The organism is Pedococcus sp. P2_D9 (assembly GCF_056404275.1).
Window position 1 is genome coordinate 355,367 of the sequence record NZ_JBFUEI010000003.1, and the last position, 22,635, is coordinate 378,001.

Consider the following 22,635-nt stretch of genomic DNA (forward strand, 5'->3'; position numbering starts at 1 on the left):
GTTGGTCAATTCTCTGTGCGATTCCGCGCGACGGGGCGTCGTGGTCGTGTAGTGGCTGTCGCGGGGGTGACAGCACTGGTGCTGGCGGGCGTCTCGCCCGTCGCGTGGGCGGCCTCCGTGACGACTGCGGTCTTCACCGGAGGGACCGGCACGTACACCTCGGGTGGCACGGTCTATGCCAAGCAGGGCGCTGCCCTGACGCTCACGGTGAACACCGACGCGAACACCGAGTGCGTCGATGTCATCAACGCCTCGGGCACCACCATCGCGACCCAGTCCTCGGACAAGAACCCGAAGACCCTGTGGGTGTTCAGCGGCCCCACGTACACCTGGCTGACAGCCGGCAGCGGTTCCGGCGTGGTCTCCTTCACGACCAAGGCGTGGAAGGGCGTCAACGGCAACGGGAAGTGCACTGCCAACGGCGGGGAGACCTTCGGCATCCAGGCCGCCAGCTACACCCTCGACAACACCGCTCCGACTGCCACCGCCACGCTGACCCCTCTGCCCAACGGTGCCGGGTGGAACAAGACCAACGTGAGCCTCACCTGGACCGCCGCCGATGCGGGAGGGTCAGGCGTCGCCTCGCTGGTGCCGTCGAGCGACACCGTCTCCACTGACGGCACCGTCACCCGGACGACGACCGTGACCGACAACGTCGGCAACAGCGCCACCAGTGCGCCGGTCACCATCAGGCTCGACAAGACGGCTCCGACGATCGTCGGCGCGCGCACGCCCGCTGCCAACGCCAATGGTTGGAACAACACCGACGTCACCGTGTCGTTCACGGGCAGCGACGCGACCTCGGGCATCAAGTCGACGAGCGGCCCGACCACCCTGACGACCAGTGCGGCGAACCAGTCGGTCACCGGCACCGCCGTCGACAATGCCGACAACTCGTCGAGCGCGACGGTCAACGGTGTGAACATCGACAAGGTGGCGCCGACGCTGTCAGGTGGACCGACGACCAGCGCCAACGGCGCGGGCTGGTACCGGAGCGACGTCACCGTCGCCTGGTCCGCCTCCGACGCCCTGTCCGGTACGACTGCCCCTGCCAACAGCACCATCGGCGGGGAGGGCACGGGGCTGACCGCGACGGCCAGCGTCACCGACAGGGCGGGGAACACGAGCGGCTCGGTGCAGAGCGCGCCCGCGGTCAAGATCGACCGCACAGCTCCCAACACGACCGTGACTGCCCCACCGGCGTGGAACAAGAACGACGTCACCCTCACGCTGGTTCCCAACGACGGGCTGTCGGGTGTCGACAAGACCTTCTACCAGCTCGACGGTGGCATCCAGACCGTCGGCACCAGCGTTCCGGTCACCGCGGAGGGCAACCACACCCTGACGTTCTGGAGCACCGACCTGGCCGGCAACGTCGAAGCACCGCACAGCGTGTCGTTCGGCATCGACAAGACGTCGCCCACCATCGGGCACACCCAGTCGCCCGCCGCCAACGCGGACGGCTGGAACAAGACCAGCGTCACCGTGACCTTCAGCTGCTCGGACGCGTTGTCCGGCGTGGCGACCTGCACGGGCCCGCAGACGGTGAGCACCGAGGGCCTGGCCCAGTCGGTGACCGGCACGGTGCGCGACAACGCGGGCAACACCGCCAGTGACCCGGCAACGGTGAGCATCGACAAGACCAAGCCGGTCATCGCGGTCGACCCGCTGCCGGCACCGAATGCGAACGGCTGGTACGGCGACGACGTCACCGCGACCTACACCGCTGGAGACGCGCTGTCGGGCGTCAAGACCCAGGACACGGCGCACACCTTCGGTGAGGGCGCCAACCAGTCCGACACGGCCACGGCCACCGATGCGGCGGGCAACAGTGCCTCGGTGACCACGCCGACGATCAACGTCGACAAGACCGCGCCCACCATCACCGGCACCGTCATCAGCGCTCCCAACGGCAACGGCTGGTTCAGCGGCGACGTCACGGTCCACTGGACCTGCGACGACAACCTGTCGGGAGTCGTGGCGTGTCCGGCGGACTCGGTGGTCACCGGGGAGGGTTCCGACCGGTCGGCCAGCGCCAGCGTCACCGACAAGGCCGGCCACACGGCAACGGCGACGGTGGATGGCATCAAGATCGACCGGAGCAAGCCCTCGACCTCGGCCACCGGAGTCCCCGGCGGCTGGGTCAACGCCCCCGTCACGGTCGGCCTGCACGCGACTGACAACCTGTCGGACATCGACAGCACCTACTACGCCGTCGACGGTGCTGTGACCGGCACCCAGGGCAGCACGGTGACTGTCGGAGCCGAAGGCGTCCACACCGTGAGGTACTGGTCGGTCGACAACGCCGGCAACACCGAGGACGCCCAGAGCTTCACGCTCAGGATCGACCTGTCCTCGCCGAGCATCACCCCCAGCCAGTCCCCGGCCCGGAACGGCAACGGCTGGAACAACACCGACGTGGTCGTGAGCTTCGCCTGCGAGGACCAGACCGAGCTGTCCGGCCTCAAGGACTGCACGGCGCCGAAGACGGTGACGTCGGACGGCCTGGCCCAGCTGGTCACCGGCACGGCGACGGACAACGCCGGCAACAGCGTCACCGGCTCCGCCACCGTCAACATCGACAAGGCCGCTCCGACGATCACCGGTTCGGCCGACCGCACCGCGAATGCCGCGGGCTGGTACGACGACGACGTCACGGTCTCCTTCTCCGGCAGCGACTCTCTCTCCGGGATCGACACGGTGACCGGGCCGCAGCACCTCGGTGAAGGTGCCGACCAGCACGCAGACGGCAACGCCCTCGACAACGCCGGCAACTCCGCGTCCATGACGGTGAGTGGCATCAACGTGGACAAGACCGCGCCCAGCCTGAGTGCGGCACCGACGGCCGCGCCCAACGACTACGGCTGGTACAACGCACCCGTCACCCAGACCTGGGCGGCCGACGACGCACTGTCCGGACTCGCGGGTCCGGTCCCTGCACCATCGGTGATCTCGACGGAGGGGATCGGCCGGACTGCCGCTGCCAGCATCTCCGACAAGGCAGGCAACGTGACCTCTGCGACCAGCGCCCCGGTCAACATCGACAGCACGCCGCCGACCAGCGACGCCACCGTCCCGCAGGGATGGGTCAACGGCTCCGTGGACGTCGTCCTCGTGTCCCACGACGTCCTGTCGGGTGTCGACGTGACGCACTTCAGCGTCGACGGTGGCGACGACCAGACGGGTACCACCGTGCCACTGAGCGCGGAGGGGACGCACGACGTCACCTACTACTCCGTCGACCGTGCAGGGAACGTCGGCGCGATGAAGAACTTCGTCGTGAAGATCGACAAGAGCGCGCCGACCATCACGCACACGCTCTCACCGGTCCCCAACGCCAACAGCTGGAACAACTCGGACGTCACCGTGACCTTCACCTGCGCGGACCAGCCTGGGCTGTCCGGAGTGAAGTCCTGCACGTCGCCCGTCGACGTCACCGAGGAGGTCACCGGCCGTGTCGTGAACGGGACGGCCACGGACAACGCCGGGAACACCGCCACGGACCACGCGACGGTGAACCTGGACAAGACAGCCCCGACCATCAGCGGCAACCGCACCCCGGCGGCCAACAGCCACGGCTGGAACAACAGCGACGTGACGGTGCACTTCGACGCGACCGACAACGTCGGTGGGTCGGGGATCGCTGACGTCACGGCGGACCAGACCTTCGGCGAGGGCACCGCCCAGTCGCTGACCGGGACGGCCGTGGACCTGGCGGGCAACTCCGACAGCACGACGGTCGGCGGGATCAATGTCGACGAGATCGCCCCCACCCTGACGGGCACGGCGACCACCGCCCCCAACGCCAACGGCTGGTACCACGGCGACGTCAGCATCCGCTGGACTGCCGACGACAACCGCTCAGGCGTCGTGGCCACGCCGGCCGACAGCCCGATCACCGGCGAAGGTGAGGTCCTGAAGGAGACCGCGACGGTCTTCGACAAGGCCGGCAACAGCACCACGGCCGACAGTGCGACGGTCAAGATCGACCGGACGGCTCCGACGACCGGAGCCGACGCACCGGGTGGGTGGAACAACACCGCCGTGACCGTCAGCCTTGATCCGAACGACGGTCTGTCCGGCGTGGACGCCACCTACTACACCGTCGACGGCGGCGCACAGCACGAAGGCACCACCCTCACCATCGCCACCGAGGGCGCTCACACGCTGCGCTACTGGAGCGTGGACCAGGCCGGCAACACCGAGGCGCAGCACAGCACCACGGTCAAGATCGACCTGACCAAGCCCACCATCGGTCACACCGTCACCCCGGCGCCCAATGGCAAGGGATGGAACAAGACCCCGGTCACCGTCGCCTACCAGTGTGACGACGCCCTGTCAGGCGTCGCCAGCTGCCCCGTGGACGCACCGGTCAGCCTCGACGGCGAGGACCAGGCGGTGCCCGGGACGGCGGTCGACAACGCCGGCAACACCGCGACGGACAACGCCAGGGTCAGCATCGACATGGTGAAGCCGACGATCACGGGTGCGCCTGACCGCGACCCCAACACCAACCACTGGTATGCCGGGAACGTCACCGTCAGCTTCAGCTGCGACGACGCGCTCTCCGGGGTCGCGGCCTGCAGCCCGCCCGTCACGCTGGGCGAAGGCAAGGCGCAGTCTGCCAAGGGCACGGCCACCGACACCGCCGGAAACAGCGACGACGTCACCGTGGCACCGATCAACGTCGACAAGACGGCTCCGACGCTGAGCGGCGCGCCGACCACTGGCCCGAACGGGGCTGGCTGGTACCGGGGCGACGTGACGGTGAAGTGGACCGCCGCCGACGCCCTCTCCGGCCTCGACGGCTCTGCGCCCGCCGACGCCACGATCAGTGGCGAGGGGAGGACACTGACGGCCAGTGCGTCAGTGCGCGACCTGGCTGGCAACGAGACCTCGGCGGAGACCGACCCGGTCAAGATCGACCAGACCGCACCGGTCACCACGGTGTCCGACGTCTCGGACTGGAGCAGCTCGGCCGTGACGGTCTCCCTGGAGGCGGACGACAGCCTCTCCGGGGTGGCGCAGACGTACTACCAGCTCGACAGCGACGCCGCGGCGCACGGCACCAGCGTCACGATCGACACCGAGGGCGTGCACACGCTCCAGGTGTGGAGTGTCGACTTCGCCGGCAACGTCGAGGCGCAGAAGAACCTCGAGGTGAAGATCGACAAGACCGCTCCGGGGATCACCCACACGCAGGCGCCGGCGGCCAACCTGCGCGGCTGGAACAACGGCGTCGTCACGGTGACCTTCCACTGCAGCGACAGCGGCTCCGGCCTCCACTCCTGCACGGCCCCGCAAGGGATCGGTACGGAGGGCCTCAACCAGGAGGTCGTCGGCACGGCGACGGACAACGCCGGCAACACGGCCAGCGACATTGCCGCGGTCAGCATCGACAGGACCAGGCCCACTGTCACCGGCGGCCTCTCGGCCGCTGCCAACGCCAAGGGCTGGTACAGGTCGGACGTCACTGCGACGTTCACCTGCGCCGACCAGGCGGGTCTGTCCGGTGTCCTGTCCTGCCCGGCGGCCAGGACCTTCGGTGAAGGCAAGGACCAGAGCGCCGGGGGCACGGCCACGGACGGTGCCGACAACGTCAGCGGCGCGTTCACCATCACGGGCGTCAACGTCGACAAGACCGACCCCACGCTGAGCGGGGCAGCCACGACGGCGCCCAACACCAGTGGTTGGTACCGGGGCGACGTCACGGTGGGGTGGACTGCCGGGGACGCGCTCTCCGGGCTCGACGGTGACGCTCCGGCGAACAGCACCGTCACCGGTGAGGGCGCCAACCTCTCGACCGGCACGTCGGTCAGCGACAAGGCCGGCAACACCAAGGCCGTCACCGTCGGCGGGATCAAGATCGACCGCCACGACCCCTCCACCGCGGCAACCGCTCCGAGCGGCTGGCGTAACTCGGACGTGACGGTGAAGCTCACGGCCACGGACAACCTGTCGGGCGTCGCCAGCACGTACTACGCGCTGGACGGTGGCCCATCGCACGCCGGCAAGGAGATCACCGTCTCCACCGAGGGCACCCACCAGGTGGCCTACTGGAGCGTCGACGAGGCCGGCAACACCGAGGCCGCCCAGACGGTCACGGTGCTCATCGACAAGGGTGCTCCGAGCATCAGCGGCGCTGCCACGACGAGCCCGAACGGCAACGGCTGGTACCGGACTCCCGTCACCGTGCACTTCACGTGCGCCGACGGGGTGAGCGGGATCGCCAGCTGCCAGGCCGACGCCCCGGTGGCGGCCCAGGGCGCCAACAGCGTCACGGGCACGGCCGTGGACAACGCGGGCAACACGGCGTCGGCGACCTTGAGCGGCATCAACATCGACACGGTGGCACCTGTGGTGACGATCGGTGGGGTCGCTGACGGTGCGATCTACACCCTGGGCGCGGTGCCCACGCCGACGGCTTCGGCGACCGACGCCACGAGCAAGCTCGACGGCTCGGCCAGCGGGGCGCGCACCGGCGGCACGACGAACGGAGTGGGCACGTTCACCTACACCGCGACAGCCACCGACAAGGCGGGCAACGTGGGCACGGCGACGGTCAGCTACCAGGTGGTCTACGGGTTCGGCACCACGCTGTTCCTGCAGCCGGTCAACGACACGGCGCACCAGACCGGAGTGGCGACCAGCGTCTTCAACGCCGGGCAGACCATCCCCATGAAGTTCCAGCTCAAGAACTCCAGCGGCCAGGTCGTCCAGACCGGTTCTGCGCCGAAGTGGCTGACCCCCGTCAAGGGGTCCGCGACCAACGCCGCGGTCAACGAGTCGGCCTACACCGACACCCCGAGCGTGGGCGGCACGTACTCGTGGAGCCCCTCGCAGTACCAGTACAACTGGAAGACGGAGAAGTCGCAGGCGGGCTGGTACTGGAGGGTCGGGGTGAGCCTCGACGACGGGCAGACGTACTACGTCAACATCGCCCTGCGCTGAGGGGTTGCGTGGGGGCTCGGGGCGGCTGCAGCGGGGCCGCCCCGAATCCGGCCCTCGCGGGGTCAGACCCGCGGGGGCCGGAGCCCACGGCATACCGGAATTTTGACCGGTCTCGACCTCCACGATCCGCATCGTGCGTGCTAGCGTTTCTCACGGTTGCAACAAGCAGTTCCTCGCAAGTTCGATGAAGTGCCCGCCCTAGCACCATCAGAGCGGGCATTTGTTTTCTGACGAAAGCAGGCTTTCCGACGAAGGCAGCTCATCCGAGGACGAGCATGTCTCGTCGGTGGGGGTGTGTGTACGGCAGCCTGGGGTTTCGCAAAGTGCGGATTCCCAATGGCTACAAAAGAAAGAGTTACCCCATGGCACAGGGAACCGTTAAGTGGTTCAACGCTGAAAAGGGCTTCGGCTTCATCGCCCAGGACGGCGGCGGCCCGGACGTGTTCGTCCACTATTCGGCGATCGACTCCTCGGGCTACCGCTCGCTGGACGAGGCGCAGCGCGTGGAGTTCGAGGTCACCCAGGGACCCAAGGGTCCCCAGGCTGACGCCGTTCGCCCGATCTGACCGAGGACTGCTCGACCAACAGTCTTCCGACGAGGCCCTCACCGCAGGCGGTGGGGGCCTCGTCGCGTCCCGGTATGCCGTGTGCTCGTCTCGCGCGGCTCAGCGGGCGAGCGCCGTGAGGAAGTCCTTGGCGATCGGGGCGGCGACGCTGCCGCCGCTCCTGCCCTTCTCGACCAGCACCGCGAAGGCGACGTCGCCCTGGTAGCCGACGAACCACGCGTGCGTCTCGGGCGGGTTCTTCGGGCCGAACTCGGCCGTGCCGGTCTTGCCCCGCACCGTGCCGCCCGGCGTGCCCTTCAGCACCGTGGCGGTGCCCTGGCTGACCACCTCACCCATGAGGGTCCTCAGCTGGTCGACGACCTTGGTGTCCAACGCCTTCGGCGTGCGGTCAGCGCCTTGTACCGCAGGCTGGGTCACCAGTGCAGGAGCAATGACCGAGCCGCGCGCGACGTTGGCCGCGAGCACGGCCAGGGCGAGGGGTGAGGTGACGTTGCGGCCCTGCCCGATCGCGGCTGCAGCCTTGTCGGTCTTGCCGTTGTTGACGGGGACGCTGGCGTCGAAGGCGTTCGTCACCCCGAGGTCCTTGGCCCAGCCGGTCAGCCCCAGCGCGGCCGCCGCCTTGGAGAGGTCGTCGTCGCCGAGCTTGGTCGAGAGCTGGACGAACGCCGTGTTGCACGAGTGGGCGAAGTCCGTGGTGAAGTCCGGGGTGCCGAGCGACTCGCCCTCGAAGTTCTTGTAGGTCCGCCCGTCGACGACGACGTTCTTCGGGCAGGTGACGGCCGTGGTCGGTGTGACCGTGCCCGAGCTGAGCAGCGCGTAGGTCGTCGCGATCTTGAAGGCCGACCCGGGCGGGTAGTGGCCGGTCATCGCGCGGTCGAAGCCGAGGGCGGGTGAGTTCGCCGAAGCAAGCACGTCACCGGTCTTGACGTCGACCGCCACGAGGGCGGACGGCACGGCACCCGTGGCCTTCAGCGCGGTCTCGGCGGCATCCTGGACGCGGGGCGACAGCGTCGTGGACACGTCCTTCCCGGCGACCGCGTCCTTGGCGAACAACGGGGTGTCCGGCGCCGCACTGGAGGTGACCTGGACCCCGGCCGTGCCCCCGAGCACCCTGTCGTACTGCCCCTGGAGTCCACTCACCCCGGCGTAGTCGCCCGCGGCATACCTGCCCTTGCTCTTGGCGATGAGCTCGGCGCTGACGGCGCCGAAGGACCCGAGCAGCGGCTGGGCGAACGTGCGCGACTTGGCCAGCGGTTGTTCGCGGGCCGGGTAGATCACGCCCTTGATGGCATCGAGCGCCGCCTTGCGCTCGTCGAAGTCGGCCTGCCGGTAGGTGATGACCGGGATGGGCGCCTTGCTCCCGGCCTTGGTGGCTGCGGCGAGCTTGGCCACGAGCGAGCCGGCAGGTTCGTCCACCACCTTCTCCAGCTGGCTGACCGTGGCAGCGGTGGCCCGGGAGGGGTCGATCTGCACCGGGTAGACCTTGCCGATCGGCGTGAGGGCGCCGCCGTCACGGTCGAGCAGGGTGCCCCGGTCGCCCCAGGTGCGGGTGGCTGTCAGGGTGGCGCCCGGCTTGAGGTCGGGGTGCCACTGCGAGTGGTCCTTGGGGAGGGCGATCGCCCAGCGGCTCCCGTTCGTCTCGGCGCGCTGGGCGGTCACGGGCACGTCGTACGACCAGGCCACGCCCCCGGGCAGGGTCCAGGCGACGTGCGCGGTGGCCGTGGCCCGGTCACCCGTGCGGCGCACCGCGTCCGCGGTGACCTTCACCGGACCGGGGCCCAGCCCCGCCGTGGCCTTGGCGAAGTCCGCCTGGACGACGTCGCTGGTGGTGCCGGTGAACAGGGTCCCGGGCTTGGTGAACGAGCGTCCTGCCCACGACGTGGCGAACGCCGCCACCTCCGCCCGGGCAGCCTCATCGAGTGCCTTCTCCTGCTCAGCGTGCCGCCACCACAACCCCGCGCCGGCTGCTCCGGCGACCAGGACGGCGGCGACGACTCCCCCCACCACTGCTCTTCTCGTCATGCGCCCATCCAACCCCACGTCGGAAGGTTCGTCCCATTTGTCGTCCGCAGCCAACCAGCAGGCTGCCTGCGGCGTCGGGAGGAGGAGGCGGACCTGACCGAACACTCAGGATGCGCCCTTACACTCACGGAGGCGATTCGTCGCCCGAGCCACCTGCACGGCGTGGCTTTTCGGAAACAGAGAGGTACACGTGAGCGAGCCCACCAACGGCTCTGCGCCGGACGACGCGTCCGGCCAGGGCACGGGTGCCACGGGGGACGGCACGCAGGAGCACAGCAGGTCGTCCCAGCGTCGGTCCGACCGCCACGCCGGCAAGACCCACCGCCACCCTTGGGTACGACGCGCCACCTACGGCGTGGCGGGGGTGCTCGTGGTGGCCCTGGTCCTCGGCATCGCGGCCTACGTCAAGCTCAACGGCAACATCACGCGGCTCGACATCAGCAGCGCGCTGGGCGATCGTCCGAAGCAGGAGGCCACGACGGACGCCCAGACCAACCTGGCGCCGCTCAACATCTTCGTGATGGGTTCCGACAGCCGGGAGGGCACCGACCTCGGCAAGGGGCAGACGGAGTACGGCATGGAGGGGAGCCGCTCCGACACCAACCTCGTCGTCCACCTGTCCGCGGACCGGAAGTCGGCGATCGTCGTGTCGATCCCCCGCGACTCGATGACGAAGGCACCGCGCGACTGCAAGAACAAGGCCGACAAGGTGCAGGACGGCGTCGTCCGGCAGTGGAACCAGAACTTCACCCTGGGTGGCCCTGCCTGCACCATCCGCACGTTCGAGGGGCTGACCGGCATCTTCGTCGACCACTTCGTGGAGATCGACTTCCGCGGGTTCCAGGACATGGTCAACGCCCTCGGCGGGGTCACCGTCTGCCTGCCCGAAGCCGTCAATGACCGCCAGAGCCACCTCAACCTCCCGGCAGGCAGGAGCAGGGTCAACGGCAAGAACGCCCTCGCCTACGTCCGGTTGCGTCACAACATCGGCGACGGATCCGACCTCGGCCGGATCGACCGCCAGCAGGCCTTCCTGTCGTCGGTGATCCAGGAAGCCACCAAGTCCTCGCTGCTGCTGCGCCCGGACAAGCTGTTCCGCTTCCTCAATGCCACGACCTCCGCGATGACCACCGACCAGGGCCTCGATGTCGGGGAGATGAAGGACATCGCCGGAAGCGTCTCCAGGATCGGCACTGACCAGATCCGGTTCGTGAAGCTCCCCACCGAGGCGTATGCGCCCGACCCCAACCGCGTCCAGTGGTCCCCCGGGGCCGAGACCATCTGGAAGGCGATCCGCAAGGACGAGCCGCTCCCGGGCACGAAGGTGCCGTCGTCCACCTCCACAGCGACCGCGTCGCCGACCACCGAGCCGGCCCTGACCGTGAGCCCCGGCGACATCAAGGTGCGGGTCACCAACAACTCGGGGGTGGCCGGCCTGGCCAAGCAGGCAGCCACCGAGCTCGAGGTGCAGGGCTTCACCGTCGCGTCGTACCTCAGCGGCACCGGGGCCCCCACGGAGGGTGTCGTGGTCCGCTACGGCCCGAACATGAAGGAGGCGGCCCGCACGGTCGCGGCGGTCTACCCCGGCGCCGAGCTCCGCGAGGACGCCCTGCTGGGTTCGACCATCGAGCTGAGCATGGGCACCGGCTCGCCGAAGGCGGTGGAGGTCCCGAACCGGCTGGGCACCAAGCCCCTGCCGAAGGAGACCGTCACCGCGACCCCGCCAACCTCCACCGAGACCGTGAAGGCCCGCACCGCGGCCCAGGACATCTGCACCTGACCCGCTGCCTCCAGTCACGCGAGAAGGACCCGACCGAAAGCTGGTCGGGTCCTTCTTCGTCGTGGCGGAGGCGGAGGGATTTGAACCCTCGATGGGCGATAAACCCAAACCGCATTAGCAGTGCGGCGCCATAGACCGGACTAGGCGACGCCTCCACGCCCGACGGCTGTCGCAGCCGAGCCCGCACAGAGTATCCGCACGGCTCGGACCGGAGCAAAGTGGCTCGCCCGCCCACGCGGCATACCCCAGCTGATCCGATGACCGGCGGTCGTGGGGAGGTATGCCGTGGCCCACAGTTCGGGCGGCGGTGGGCCGTTTGCCGTACGGGAGACCCGCGCGTGCGCGATCCTGTGGGCCGACCGCTATCAAGGAGCGTGGATGTCCAACCCGTTCGCCCCGCCGGGGCCACAGCCGCCCACCTGGCAGGGACCGTTCGCGGCGCCCGCTCCGGGTCAGGCCGCGCCGCAGGACGCGTATGCCGCGCACGGCCAGGCGTGGGCGCCCCAGGCGTTCACCCCCGCCCCGCGACAGCGCAACGGCCTGGCCATCACCGCCATCGTGCTCAGTGGGCTGGCGTTGCTGAGCGTCCTGGCCATGGCCGCGTTCCTGTTCTTCGGACCCGGCGGGTCGGGGACCTGGGTGCTGTCCGGCCAGGTGACGCCGATCGACAAGGCGGTGACCGACGTCGCCCTCCAGGAGGCGCTCGGGCGCGTCATCGAGGATGACGGAGGATCCGTCGACGAGCTGGAGTGCCCCGTCCGCTCCCAGGTGGGTCAGGGACTGGTCACCGTCTGCCACGGTTCGGTGGACGGCTGGGACTGGACGGGTGTGGTCGTGTTCGAGGACGACGCCGGCTCGTTCATCGTGGCGGAGTACTGAGGGACTCCGGAGCGGGACTGGTTGTGCTGGGCTCCGCGGGATGACCCGTGCGGAAACATCCAGGTGCGCATGGCCACGAAACGCAGTGCAGTCGAGGCTGCCGTGGCGCTCGCGACGACGACGGTCGCCGCGGTGGTGCTGGGCGCGGCGACGACGGCGTGCAGCATCGCCAGGGCCCCCGCGGTCAGCAGCCAGGTGAGCGCGAAGATCGACAGACCCTGCAGCTGGTTCCTCACCACGCCGGCGCCCTGCACCCCAAAGGTCCAGCGGCGGTTCAGCGCCGTGTTGGCGACGGTCGCAACGAGCAGCGCCACCAGGTTGGCCGCTTGGGTAGATCCCACGGCCGGCACCAGCGCCGCGAACAGACCGAGGTGCACGACCGTGGACGCGACCCCGACGGTGGCGAACCGCGTCAGCTGGTGCCACGTGCCCACCAGCCCCGGAGCTCGCCGCCCGATGCGGGCGGCGACGTCGTCGACGGGGAGCCGACCAGAGGCCAGCGCGCGGCGGACCCGCACGACTCCGCGCAGGTCGTCCAGCGCGGTGGCGACCACGTCGACCCGCGAGTCCGGGTCGTCGAACCAGTCGACCGGCACCTCGTGGATCCTCAGGCCGCAACGCTGGGCCAGGACGAGCAGCTCGGTGTCGAAGAACCAGGTGTGGTCCTCGACCATCGGCAGCAGCTCGGCGGCGACGTCGGCCCGGATCGCCTTGAAGCCGCACTGCGCGTCGGTGAACCGGGCACCCAGGGCGCCCCGCAGGACCAGGTTGTAGCAGCGCGAGATGACCTCGCGCCTGGCCCCACGGACGACCCGGGCGCCGCGGGCCAGTCGCGAACCGATGGCGACGTCCGAGTGGCCCGACATGAGCGGCGCCACGAGCGGCCACAAGGCGTCGAGATCGGTGGAGAGGTCGACGTCCATGTAGGCGAGGATCGGCGCGTCCGAGGCTGACCAGACCTGCTTCAGCGCCCTGCCCCGGCCCTTCTCGGGCAGCCGCACCATCGCCACGCCGGCCAGCTCGGCCACCAACCCCGACGCGACGGCGGCCGTCGCGTCGGTGCTGGCGTTGTCGGCCACCGTGATCCGGAACGGATAGGGAAAGGTCTCGACCAGGTGCTGGTGCAGCCGCCGGACGCTGGCTGCGACCGTGTGCTGTTCGTTGTGGACGGGGATGACGACGTCGAGGACGGGGGTGCTCATCGCGGCGCTCCTCAGGTGGTCTGGGTCGTGGTGGAGCCCGAGGTGCCGGTGGAGGACGACAGCGGCTGCGTGAGGTCGTAGAACGTCGACCCGCTGATCGTGACCTGCGTGAAGGTGGCCGCGACCCACTCCGAGATCTGCGAGCCGGTCCCCGAGCCGCCCATCCCGCCGCCGGGTCCGCCAGCGCCGCCGCCGTTCCCGCCTGCAACGAAGTAGTGGATGTCACCGTCGGCGACGTACTGCTGGAACTGCGCAAGGGTCGGGCTGGGGTCGCTGCCGTTGAAGCCACCGATGGCCATGACGGGCAGTCCTGTCCCGAGCTGCAGCCCGGCGGCGTTCTGCGACCCGATCGCGGCGGCCACCCAGCGGTAGCTCGACGCATCGGCCGACAGAGCCGACACCACCTCCGTGTTCGGGGTGGAGGCGTTGAGCAGACCGCCGATCCCCCCGCCGGTTCGCGTGCCCCCCGGGGCGCCCGTGACGCCACCCGCTGTGCCGCCAGTGGTGCCCTGCTGGGGAGGGGCGCCCATGGTGCCGCGGGCACCACCCGGCATACCGCCACCGCCGGGACCACCACCTGCCGTGGCAGGTCCCGCGGTCACGATCGAGCCGGAGTGGGCCGTGCTGACGGTCTGGACGCTGTAGGCAGCGGGCCCTGCCAGCGCAGCCACGAGGGCGCCGGCGACGACGGCGGGCACGAAGCGCCGGTGCAGCTGGGTGATCGCCAGGAGCAGGAGGGCGCTGGCCAGACCGAGGACGAGGACGCCGATGCGCAGCCAGTTCTGCCAGTCGGTCCGCGAGAGGAGGACGAACGACCAAGTGGCCGCGGCCGCCGTGGCAGCCGAGAGCGTGATCGAGCCGATGGCCTTGGCGCGGTGCTCCCAGGCCTCGGCCGCGCCCATGCCCACCAGGGCGGCGATGGCGGGCGCGAGGGCGACTGTGTAGTACTCGTGGAAGATGCCGGCCATCAGCGAGAACGTCACCATGGTGACGAGCAGCCAGCCACCCCAGACCACGTATGCCGCGCGGCGGGCGTCCGTGCGCGGCGCACGGCCCCGCAGGAAGAGACCCACGGCGAGGAGGATCAGGGCCGAGGGGATCAGCCAGGAGATCTGGCCACCGATGCTCGAGCTGAACATGCGTCCGAGACCCGTTGCGCCCCAACCGTTCCCGCCACCGACGGAGCCGGTCTCGTTGCCGCTGATCCGGCCGAGTCCGTTGTAGCCGAAGGTGACGGAGAGGAACGAGTTGTCCTGCGAGCCGCCGATGTAGGGGCGCAAGCTGGCCGGGACCAGCTCGACGATCGCGACCCACCAGCCGGCGGACAGCACCATGGCGGCGGTGCCGACGAGCGCGCCGGTGATCCTCCTGCGCAGGGTCGTGTCGGCGAACAGGACGTAGGCGAGGCCGAAGGCAGGCACGACCAGCAGCACCTGGAGCGCCTTGGTGAGGAAACCGAGGCCGATCAAGACCCCCACGAACGCGAACCATCTGGCCGAGCCCTGCTCGATCGACTTCATCGTCGCCCAGGCGCCGAGGGCCATGAGCAGCACGAGCAGTGCGTCGGGGTTGTTGAACCGGAACATCAGGACGGCCACCGGCGTCAGCGCCATCACGGCCCCGCCGATCAGACCGGCTGCTGCTCCGAAGTGACGCTTGACGGTCGCGTGGACCACACCCACGGTCGCGACGCCCATCAGCACCTCGGGCATGAGGATGCTGAACGAGCTCAGCCCGAACAGCCGCACCGACAGGGCCATCGCCCACAGTGATGCGGGCGGCTTGTCCACGGTGATCGAGTTGCCGGCGTCGGAGGAGCCGAAGAAGAAGGCCTTCCAGCTGTCGCTGCCGGCCTGGACCGCGGCGGAGTAGAAGGAGTTCGCGTAGCCGCTCGAGGTCAGGTTGTAGAAGTAGAAGACGGCCGTGGCGAGCAGCAGGCCGAGCAGTGCGGGCCGCGCCCAGGTCGGGTCGCCCTCCGGACCACGCCAGAGGCGCTGGATCCGGCTGGGCGTCGTGGGCGCGGCGGGATCCGCCTGCACCGGAGTCGTGGTGCGCGGCACGCGGGTGGTGCCGGCCGCGCCGGTCGCATCGACCGTGTCGGGGTGGAGGGTCATCGTGTCCATGTCCCTACCGTCGGGGGGCGCGCTGTGCGGTTCCTGTGCCACTCCTGAGCCCGGGTGATGAGCATCGCGACGGCGCGTGGACGTTGGGGTGGGCGACGAACTTTCGGCCACTCGCCCGGGTTTCCGCCGCGCACCAGGGGAGAGGGCGCCGAACTTTCGGCCACTCGCCCGGGTTTCCGGCGCGCGAGGGTATGCCGCGTGGTCGGGCCCCAGAGTGGACGAGCCCGCCGGAAGGGTCAGGCGGGAGGGTCAGGCGGGGAGCAGGACCGTGAAGGTCGTGTCGCCCGGAGAGGAGGAGAGCTCCACGTTGCCTCCGTGCGACTTCGCGACGGCATCGACGATCGACAGGCCGAGCCCGGTGGAACCCGCGGCTCGGTTGCGGGAGTCGTCACCTCGGGTGAACCGGTTGAAGACATTGCCCTGCAACGACTTCGGCACGCCGGGGCCGTCGTCCGAGACGCTCACCCGAATCCACGGACCATCCGGCTTGATCGACGTCACGACCCGCGTGCCGGCTGGCGTGTGGGTGCGGGCGTTGGCCAGCAGGTTGGCGACGACCTGGTGGAGCCGCGCGTGGTCGCCGGTCACCTCGACGGGTTGGTCGGGCAGGTCCAGCTCCCAGCGGTGGTCCGGTGAGGCCGCGTGCGCATCGCTGACCGCGTCCATCGCGAGCAGTGACAGGTCGACCGGTTCGCGGTCGAGCGGCCGACCCGCGTCGAGCCGGGCCAGCAGCAGCAGGTCCTCGACCAGCCCCTGCATGCGCAGGGCCTCGGACTCGACCCGCGACAACGCGTGGGTGACCGACGCGGGCACCGGCTCGCGCTCGCGACGGGACAGCTCGGCATACCCCCGGATGGACGCCAGCGGCGTCCGCAGCTCGTGCGAGGCGTCGGCGACGAACTGCCGCACGCGCTGCTCGCTCTCGTGGCGGGACCGGAGGGCCCCCTCGACGTTGTCGAGCATGTTGTTGAGGGCGAGCCCCACCTGTCCCACCTCGGTGTGGCGGTCGGTGTCGGCTGCGGGGATGCGCTCGGCCAGGGCGACAGCACCGGAGTCGAGCTTGAGGTTGGACACCTGGGTCGCGGTGTGTGCCACCCGTTGCAAAGGCGCGAGGTTGCGGCGCACGAGCCACAGGCCGCCGGCCGTCACGAGGACGAAGCCGACGATCGTGCCACCCACCATCAGGGTGACCACCTTGTTGATGGTCTCGGTGACACCACCCGTGGGCAGGCCCGAGATGACCGTGTCGCCGTCGGCCTCACGAGCGGAGGCCACGCGATAGGCGCCCAGCCCCTCGATCTCGACGGTCTTGGGGGTGGTGCCGATCCCGGCTGCCTGCAGCGAGCTGACCTGCGCGTCGGTGAGCGTGCCGGTGGTCTCGTCGTGCTCGACCCGGTTGACGGTGACAGCGCCGTTGCGGATCACGAGGATGAGGGACTGGCCACCCCCGCCGGGGATGGGACCGCCCGCGCCTCCGGGGCCCGGCCCGTGGTCGTCGTTGGACCGGGGTCCGCCGGCCCGGATGAGGGTCGACTGGAGGTCCTGGTCGAGGCGCCCGACGAGGAAGTCGTGCAGCAGCAGCACCGTCAGGGAGGACGTGACCACAGTGATGGCGAGGAACAGCCCGACGACCGTGGCGATCAGCTTGCGGCTGAGCGTCCAGGTGGCCGGGTTGAGGTGTGACCGGGCCGCACCGACGGCAGCGGCGGGGCTCATGTCGCGGGCTTGAGGACGTATCCGACGCCGCGCATCGTGTGGATCATCGGCTCTCGACCGGCGTCGACCTTCTTGCGCAGGTAGGAGATGTAGAGCTCGACGACGTTGGCCTGGCCGCCGAAGTCGTAGTTCCAGACCCGGTCGAGGATCTGGGCCTTGGACAGCACCCGCTTGGGGTTGCGCATGAGGTATCGCAGCAGCTCGAACTCCGTTGCGGTGAGGTTGATCTGCTCTCCCGCCCGCATCACCTCGTGGCTGTCCTCGTCCATGGTGAGGTCGCCGACGGCCAGCACCGAGGCGGAGTCGTCGGTCACGACGGCGGTGCGCCGCATGAGGGCGCGCAGGCGGGCGACGACCTCTTCGAGGCTGAACGGCTTGGTCACGTAGTCGTCGCCGCCGGCGGTCAGCCCTGCCACCCTGTCCTCGACCGCGTCCTTCGCGGTCAGGAAGAGCACCGGCACGTTGGGGTTGTCGCCGCGCATCCGGCGCAGCACCTCGAGACCGTCGAAGTCCGGCAGCATCATGTCGAGGGCCACCGCGTCGGGCTGGAACTCACGAGCAGCCCGCACGGCCGCGACGCCGGTGGCCGCAGTGCGGACCTCCCAGCCCTCGTAGCGCAGCGCCATGCTCAGCAGCTCGGTCAGGTTGTTCTCGTCGTCGACGACGAGCACGCGGACGGGGGAGCCGTCGAGACGCTGGAGCTTGGCTGAGGCGGACTGCTTCGTGTTCATGCCATCAGGAAACACCGGAACCATGTGCGGTGCCCTCGTAATTCCTGTGCGAATCCTGTGAGCCCTCTGTGGCGGATGCTCAGTCCTTCGACATGCGACCCACAGGATCGCCACAGCCGACCGGCGAAGTCTCGGAGTCGACCACTCACTCCTCGACGTTCGGAGACCCCGATGACGACCCCGCGCACGGACGACACCACCGAGCTCCCGTGGGCCCAGACCCAGACCATCCCGTATGCCGCGCGGCCGGCTCCCGCGCCGGACACGGCGCCGGCGCTCAACCCGCCCACCTGGACCGGCCGCAAGACGGCGATCGCCGCAGCCCTCGCCATCGGCATCTCGTCGATGGGTGCGGCGGCCGCTGCCGCCGCCGTGCCGCCGGGCACCTCGCTGGGCGGCGGTCAGGTCCAGCAGGGCGGCTTCGGCCCGGGTGGCGGCCAGCGACCCAGCTTCGGCCAGCCGGGTCAGGGTGGCCGCGGGTTCGGGCAGCAGGCCCCCGGGACCCTGCAGCAGGCGCCGGGCGGCTCGTCGCAGCTCCCCGGGAGCCAGCTCCAGCAGGCTCCGGCCGACCCGAACGCCGGCACGACCTGACCCGCCGCCAGTGACTTCAGGTCCTGGCTGAGCCCAGACCGAGCACGACAGCGATCCCGAGGGCGCTGCGCGGGTCGTAGGCGGTCCGCCACAGCCCGCCGTGCACGGCACCCGCCGCTTCCTCGCGCCAAGGGGTGGTCGGGCTGTGGGGCTCGGTCCGCAGGTCGTGGACGAGGAGGGCGGCCATGAACGTGTTGCTCGTGGCCGGTTCGAACACCTCGATCCCGAACCGGTGCGCACCGGCGTAGGCGCTGGCCAGGGCACGGTTCTTCACGACCGAGCGGGTCCGGGTGGGAGGCGCGACGTTGAGCGACACGGTGCGGCCGTCGCGGCGGGCCACGGTGGCCCGCCACCGCTGAAGTCGTTTGGCGAGAGCGTAGTTCGGCCCCTGTTGCGGGACCAGGCTGTCGTTGAGTCCCGGGTTGGTGCCGGGCGCGTAGTTGCGGCGCAACAGCCGGCCGCCGCTCAGCGTCCGGAGCGCCGGCCGGACCAGCCGCATCGGGGTGGACGGTCCGCGGTAGCTCCGGGTGGAGTGCTCGACGGCCTCGCCCGGCACGGCGAAGACATCGGTCGGCGTGGCCAGGAAGGCGAGGGCGACATCGGCCCGTCGGGTCATCAGCTCGGTGCTGAGCGCGTCGACGGCGGTGGAGACCCGGACGTTCGTGGCGCCGTCGGCATAGACGTAGTTGCCGAGCACCATGGGCCCTTCCACGTCGGTGAGCCAGTCGGCGATGGCCGGGAGGCCGTGGAGCAGGTCCGCTCCGGCGTGGGTGGCGAGGTCGCCGACCGACCAGCGCGCCTCGGCGGGCACCGGCAGGTGCAGGGTCCCGGCCGACGACGCCGCGACGTTCAGGACGCGCTTCCAGATCTCGGGACGGGGCAGGTCGACGCCGACCACCTCCCCTCCCCACGACAGGATCGAGCGCAGGGGTCCCATCTCGGCACCGGCTCCGAGCACGACGACGCGTTGGTCGCTCAGGTCGAGCCACTCCGGGTTGGCCATCACGGTGCGGACTGCCTCGGCCGCGGAGGGCTCGATGATGCCGCGAGTCGTCCAGTCGTCGAGCTGCCTGTGCAGGGCATCACCGCGCAGCCGCTCGCCGTGCATCGGGAGGCTGAGCTCGGTCGCGCGCTCGCCGGTGCCCCGCACCGTCGCCGTGCCGAGGGCCGCATCCCGTCCCGTCGCGAAGGCCTGATCGAGGGGCACCTCCCCGTTGGGCGTCGTGGCCCGCATGCGCGAGTGGAGGGAGTCCAGCCCGGCGCGCGCGACGTCGACCGCCGCCTCGCCGTCGCGCAGCAGGCCGGCCTCGACCAAGCGCTTGAAGTGGGTCAGGTAGCCCTGGCGCCAGTTGGTCTCTCGCTCCGCGGCCTGTGCCCCGACCGGGTCCACCCCTCGCAAGGCGTCCGCGACGACGGCCCGCCCGAGCGCTGACGTGCTTCGCTTGCCGTCCACCTCGGGAAAGACGACCCCGTGCGGTTGGTGGGAGTCACTGCGTGGTGAACCACTCTGCGCCATGCGGCGAGTATGCCGTGTTGCGGGCGACGGGCGGACGGCTCAGACCCACCCAGTCAGTCGTGGGCGGCGGCTGCCATCCGCTGGGCGAGCTGCTGCGCGGCAGCGCGCAGCTCGGGGCCGCCCACGATGCGGAAGGGGACGGGCAGGACGGCCAGCTGCTCGGCATACCAGGTGGGGTTGCTCGTGCTCCCCACCAGCCGCGTGCCGCCCTCGGGGACCTCCTCGAGCCGGCCGAGCCCGCGGGGGAGGATGCCGCTCACGGTCTCGAGTGGGGCATCCACGAGGACGTCGGTGGCGTACTCCCACCCGGCCGCCATGTGGGCCTCGAGCTCAGCGACCGGGTCGAGGTCCGCGGGCGGCACGAACGCCTCGACCAGCGTGGCGACTGCGGTGACCCGGTCGATCCGGAACGCGCGCACGGCCGTCGCCGCGTGGCTCCAGCACAGGAGGTACCAGCGCCCGTGGCGGACCACGACGGCCCACGGGTCGACCTCCTGCGACCACTCGCGTCCCGCTTCGGTCCGGTAGCCGATCCGTACCCGGACCCGGTCGATGCTGGCCTGCACGAGGGCGGTCGTCGTCTGGGGGTTCGGCCTCGCGGCGGACCGGTCCGGCGCGGGCGCGGTGGCCCGGCGGACCGCCTCCGCCTGGGCGGCAACGGCCTCAGGGAGGGCCCGGACGATCTTGCCGAGCGCACTCCCCGCAGGGTCGGACGGGTCCGCGGCCTGGTGGTGGCCGTCCAGCACCGCCATGACCAGGGCCAGGGCCTCGCTCGCCTCGAACATCAGCGGGGGCAGCCGCAGGCCGCGGCCGACGCGGTAGCCCCCATAGGGGCCACGTTCGGACTCCAGGGGTATGCCGGCCTCCCGCAGGATCGCGACATAGCGGCGGGCCGCGCGTTCGGTCACTCCCAGACGGTCGGCGAGGCGCCCGGCGGTGATGCCTGGGTTGCCCTGGACCAGCTCGAGGGCGAGCAGGGCCCGCGCGGTCGGGCTGGTGTCGGAGGACGACATGACAACAGGGTAGGGGTTGATGCGGTAGCCGAACGTCCGGAACCGGTTCTACCGTGCAGTCATGGCTACGACAGACACCGTGACCGAGACCCCGTGGGAGCCACCGCTGGCCGGCACCGAGGAGGGGGCCCTGCTGGGCGCCCTCGAGCGGCTGCGGGCCACCTTCCGCTACAAGGCCGACGGGCTCGACTCCGCCGGGCTGAACGCCCGCGTCGGCGCCTCCAGCCTCACCCTCGGCGGGCTGCTCAAACACCTCGCCTCCAACGAGGACTACAAGTTCACGGTGCAGCTGACCGGTGCGCCGATGGACCCGGCCTGGGACGACAACGGCTGGGACGGCAACGACGACTGGGAGTTCGAGTCGGCGGCCACCGACCCACCCGAGGTCCTCTACGCGCGCTACGACGGTGCGGTGTCGCGGGCCAGGGCGAGGGTGGGCGAGGCGCTGGCCGACGGCGGGCTGGACCGGGCGGTCGAGGCACACGACGACGAGGGGAACCACGCCAACCTGCGTCGCCTGCTGCTCGACCTGGTCGAGGAGTACGGCCGCCACACCGGTCACGCCGACCTGCTGCGCGAAGCCGTCGACGGCCGCGTCGGCGAGGACCCCCCGCCCGGCTGGCAGCCGGTGTCGGGCGAGTGGACCTGGGAGACGCGATGACCGACCACGACGAGCACCCAGGTTTCGACAGTGCCCACCGCGGGACGACGTTCCGGCGGTTCGACTTCACCGACGCGGTCTTCGACGACACCTACCTGGTCAACGCGCGGTTCAGGAACGTCGCCCTCAAGGGGGCGAAGATCAGCGGGTCACAACTGGTCGACGTCGAGATCTCCGGTGAGGTGGAGCGGCTCACGGTCAACGGTGTCGACGTGACCGAGTTCGTCGAGGCCGAGCTGGACCGCCGTGAGCCCGACCGCGCGAAGATGCGGCCCCACACGCCGGCGGAGTTCCGCGAGGCGTGGGACATCCTCGAGCGCCGGTGGGCCGAGACGGTCGAGCGGGCCCAGCAGCTCGACCCCGAGCTGTTGCACGAGCGGGTCGACGACGAATGGTCCTTCATCGAGACGCTGCGCCACCTCGTCTTCGCCACGGATGCCTGGATCCGTCGCGCGCTGCTGGGCGACCCGGCCCCCTGGAGTCCGCTCGACCTGCCGCACGACGACATGGGCGACATCCCCGAGGTGCCTCGCGACCGGTCGGCGCGACCCTCGCTCGACGAGGTGCTCGAGCTGCGGCGCGACCGGATGGCCAGCATGCGCGCCGTCGTGGACGGGCTGACGGAGGAGAAGCTCGTGGGGCGGACGACCCCGGTCACCGAGCCGGGCTACCCCGAGCCGTCGGACTTCCTGGTCGCCGACGTGGTGGGCTGCATCGTCAACGAGGAGTGGTACCACCACCAGTACGCGACCCGCGACCTCACCACCCTCGAGAGTGCACGACACGCTGACGCGGCCCCCTGACGCCCAGCGTGTCGTGCACGCTCGTCTGCGAGCCAGCGCGCGAAAGGCCCGGAACCACAGGGGTTCCGGGCCTTTCGTCGC

14 protein-coding genes and 1 tRNA gene are annotated in these 22,635 nt (G+C 70.4%); 7 read left to right on the forward strand and 8 right to left on the reverse strand.

Features of this window, described 5'->3' with window-relative positions:
- Positions 1-66: 66 nt before the first annotated feature.
- The gene (locus tag AC1DXJ_RS06665) at positions 67-6,951 is read left to right on the forward strand and encodes an OmpL47-type beta-barrel domain-containing protein (protein WP_477636620.1); all 6,885 of its coding nucleotides are present in this window, start codon (positions 67-69) and stop codon (positions 6,949-6,951) included.
- Positions 6,952-7,313: 362 nt separating this feature from the next.
- Positions 7,314-7,517: a cold-shock protein gene (locus AC1DXJ_RS06670; RefSeq protein ID WP_056915917.1), complete on the forward strand. Its 204-nt coding sequence runs from the start codon at positions 7,314-7,316 to the stop codon at positions 7,515-7,517.
- Between the two features lie 99 nt (positions 7,518-7,616).
- On the opposite strand, the gene AC1DXJ_RS06675 is transcribed toward AC1DXJ_RS06670, so the two are convergent.
- On the reverse strand, positions 7,617-9,539 hold the full coding sequence (locus AC1DXJ_RS06675; protein WP_477636621.1) for a penicillin-binding transpeptidase domain-containing protein: 1,923 nt from the start codon (positions 9,537-9,539) through the stop codon (positions 7,617-7,619).
- Between the two features lie 190 nt (positions 9,540-9,729).
- Between AC1DXJ_RS06675 and AC1DXJ_RS06680 the strand changes: the two genes are divergently transcribed.
- The gene (locus tag AC1DXJ_RS06680; RefSeq protein WP_477636622.1) at positions 9,730-11,319 is read left to right on the forward strand and encodes an LCP family protein; all 1,590 of its coding nucleotides are present in this window, start codon (positions 9,730-9,732) and stop codon (positions 11,317-11,319) included.
- A gap of 62 nt (positions 11,320-11,381) precedes the next feature.
- Here AC1DXJ_RS06680 and AC1DXJ_RS06685 read toward each other — a convergent pair.
- Positions 11,382-11,474: transfer RNA gene (locus tag AC1DXJ_RS06685), tRNA-Ser, on the reverse strand.
- Positions 11,475-11,697: 223 nt separating this feature from the next.
- Between AC1DXJ_RS06685 and AC1DXJ_RS06690 the strand changes: the two genes are divergently transcribed.
- A complete protein-coding gene (locus AC1DXJ_RS06690; protein WP_477636623.1) occupies positions 11,698-12,198 on the forward strand; it encodes a hypothetical protein in 501 nt (166 codons plus the stop codon).
- On the opposite strand, the gene AC1DXJ_RS06695 is transcribed toward AC1DXJ_RS06690, so the two are convergent.
- From AC1DXJ_RS06695 to AC1DXJ_RS06710, 4 genes are all read right to left on the reverse strand, one after another.
- Positions 12,093-13,400, reverse strand: coding sequence for a bifunctional glycosyltransferase family 2/GtrA family protein (locus tag AC1DXJ_RS06695; protein ID WP_477636624.1), 1,308 nt, complete (start codon positions 13,398-13,400; stop codon positions 12,093-12,095). The two genes, AC1DXJ_RS06690 and AC1DXJ_RS06695, sit on opposite strands and share 106 nt — an antisense overlap.
- 11 nt (positions 13,401-13,411) lie before the next feature.
- On the reverse strand, positions 13,412-15,523 hold the full coding sequence (locus tag AC1DXJ_RS06700; RefSeq protein ID WP_477636625.1) for an ArnT family glycosyltransferase: 2,112 nt from the start codon (positions 15,521-15,523) through the stop codon (positions 13,412-13,414).
- A gap of 249 nt (positions 15,524-15,772) precedes the next feature.
- A complete protein-coding gene (locus tag AC1DXJ_RS06705) occupies positions 15,773-17,239 on the reverse strand; it encodes a sensor histidine kinase (protein WP_477636626.1) in 1,467 nt (488 codons plus the stop codon).
- Positions 17,236-17,970, reverse strand: a complete 735-nt coding sequence (locus AC1DXJ_RS06710) for a response regulator transcription factor (RefSeq protein ID WP_477636627.1) — start codon at positions 17,968-17,970, stop codon at positions 17,236-17,238. Before AC1DXJ_RS06710 ends, AC1DXJ_RS06705 begins: the two co-directional genes overlap by 4 nt.
- A 171-nt stretch (positions 17,971-18,141) precedes the next feature.
- Here AC1DXJ_RS06710 and AC1DXJ_RS06715 point away from each other — a divergent pair, with 171 nt between their 5' ends.
- Entirely contained in the window at positions 18,142-18,561 is a 420-nt protein-coding gene (locus AC1DXJ_RS06715) for a hypothetical protein (protein WP_477636628.1), read from the forward strand.
- Between the two features lie 16 nt (positions 18,562-18,577).
- Here the strand turns inward: AC1DXJ_RS06715 and AC1DXJ_RS06720 are convergent, their stop codons facing one another.
- Complete coding sequence (locus AC1DXJ_RS06720; protein ID WP_477614448.1) at positions 18,578-20,077, reverse strand: hypothetical protein; 1,500 nt, start codon at positions 20,075-20,077, stop codon at positions 18,578-18,580.
- A gap of 53 nt (positions 20,078-20,130) precedes the next feature.
- Entirely contained in the window at positions 20,131-21,090 is a 960-nt protein-coding gene (locus AC1DXJ_RS06725) for a helix-turn-helix transcriptional regulator (RefSeq protein ID WP_477636629.1), read from the reverse strand.
- A 61-nt stretch (positions 21,091-21,151) separates the two neighbouring features.
- Between AC1DXJ_RS06725 and AC1DXJ_RS06730 the strand changes: the two genes are divergently transcribed.
- The gene (locus tag AC1DXJ_RS06730) at positions 21,152-21,751 is read left to right on the forward strand and encodes a mycothiol transferase (RefSeq protein ID WP_477636630.1); all 600 of its coding nucleotides are present in this window, start codon (positions 21,152-21,154) and stop codon (positions 21,749-21,751) included.
- A complete protein-coding gene (locus AC1DXJ_RS06735; protein ID WP_477614451.1) occupies positions 21,748-22,554 on the forward strand; it encodes a DinB family protein in 807 nt (268 codons plus the stop codon). The genes AC1DXJ_RS06730 and AC1DXJ_RS06735 overlap by 4 nt, the downstream gene beginning before the upstream one ends.
- The last annotated feature ends 81 nt before the right edge of the window (positions 22,555-22,635 follow it).